Raw genomic sequence first — 1,989 nt, forward strand, 5'->3', positions numbered from 1 at the left:
GAGGGGCTTTCTTCTGGGGCTCGACGAGCTGCCGGCGCCCGCTGCCGAGGCGGTTCGCCGGGCACGAAGTAGAGGATGTCTTCCTCGGCCACGGGGCCTCGGGCAAGGCCCATTCGCATGGCGGGAGTTCGCTTGTCTTCGCCAACCTCGCAGTAATTGAAGTAGGTTCGGAATATCTCCACCAGCTTCGCAAGAACGCTGGGGTTGTAGGCGTTCTTGCCAAACCAAAGGCGCCGGTCAGCAGATGCACTGACAACGCCACGTTCCGCCATTGTCAATGCACGACGCAGCTGCATGAAGAATCGGTCTATTTCGTTCAACGAAGCTCGACGATACAGCTTCGCAGCGCGTTGAAGTTGTGTCTCTCGTTCGACTCTGTCTTCTGAGGGCTTTTCAATGTCCGTGAGCCAGCAAATCATCTTGATGGGCTCACGCATGTCACTAATCGGGTGCACCAGCCACCTGTCATTCCACTTGCCGAGTTCACGCACGCGTTCCATTTCGGCGCGAATCATCAGCAGCTCTACTTCCTCTTCGGTGAGGTCCGGATGCATTTCGCACATTCGGCGGAATGCCTTGATGCTTTTCCCGACCAGCCCTCGCTTTTGGTCGACTGTTCCGTCCTTCGTCACCTTGACGTAGAAAGCATCAGCGGTCCGATTGAGCACGCGGTCCACGTGCGCCGCCATAAAGGCCGCTCTCAATCCAGGCTCTTGGTCCAGATAGAAGCGAATCTTTGTCGCACGCTGAAGCAATCGGCTAACGAATTGGACGTGCGCGTGCATTACTGATTGCTCATGCAGCAGCATGCCTTTGGCCGGTGTGCGCGAATTGAGGGAGGGCTCATCCCCGTCATCGATGACGTCCCGCTCGACGACGTCGTCGTAGCGCGCCGCAACCTCGCTCACCAGGCGTTGCTCAAGCGATGGCTCGACCAGGTCGGCCGCTTCCTTCTTGGTCTTTCGTCGGCCTTCAGCTCGCTTGGCGGCCCGCTCGTAATCCCGCTCCAACCAAACACGGGCATATCTCCGGAAGGGCTCAGCCAATTGATGGTCACCGAATCGCACCATGTCTTCGCTGACCTCCGCATCGTCCATCGATTCATCGAAGTTCAAATGCGCACCGTAGATGTAGCCGGTATCTTGGTCAGCGCTCGCGATTGAAAGAATCGTCGTATTGCGTCGCTGCTTTTTCGAGGACCAGTTCACCATCAGCTTTTGACGGTCAATCGAGATTCGGCGCCGACCCAGGTCCGTTTTGTCAATCAGGGTGCGCTCACGTTCCCCCGCAAATAGTCGGCACTGCTCGTAGATGAAATCGATGCGGTCGTAGAGGACGGAAGTCGATATCCCGAGCAACTTGATGATTCGACGGATGGGAACGGTATTGACTAGGTGCCGAAACACGTCACGGTTGACATGGGTTTCGCGCTGACGCTTGGTCGATTTGCCGCCGAAAGTGAAGGTCTTGCCGCAGTTCGCGCATTTGTACCGGGGCGTGCCATGGCGGTTGACTCCGAATCGCGTCGGAGGCTTTGTGCTGTGCCCTGTTGAGGCGGTGCAATCCTCATTCGTGCACCAGGGAAGGCGCGGCTCCAGATAGGCGCTGATTCTCAGCAATTCCTCGGCGATTGCGAGGTTGCTTTGCATGGGGAAGATTTCCCCGCAAAGCAGGCATTTGAGGCCTGGCGCACCTTTCCCAATGCCAGTCGCGATGTAGTCCCCGGGGGACGGTTCCAGCGCGCCGTCGGCCGGGCGACCTCGCTTCCGGTCATGCAGCGGCGCCACCCCAAAGTTCAGGCAGCAGGGGTTCTTGCAATGGTTGACCTGGATGCCGGCGGCCGTCGGCGGATACCGCCACGGCCACTTCTTCAGCCTCCCAGACCCTGAAGGAGATTTTTCCTCAGACAAAAAAGGGCTCCAGTCCAAGACTGGAGCCCATTCTGTAACAATCAGCAGGGTCTTAGCAACCCCTTAACGGAACGGCTAG

General features: G+C 58.0%; 1 protein-coding gene. It reads right to left on the reverse strand.

Features of this window, described 5'->3' with window-relative positions:
- A partial coding sequence (locus tag IHV84_RS20115; protein WP_198848158.1) for an IS1 family transposase occupies nucleotides 1-1,649 on the reverse strand: 1,649 nt, incomplete at its 3' end.
- Nucleotides 1,650-1,989 lie beyond the last annotated feature (340 nt).

This window comes from Acidovorax sp. IB03 (genome assembly GCF_016406015.1).
Taxonomy (GTDB): Bacteria; Pseudomonadota; Gammaproteobacteria; order Burkholderiales; family Burkholderiaceae_C; genus Acidovorax; species Acidovorax temperans.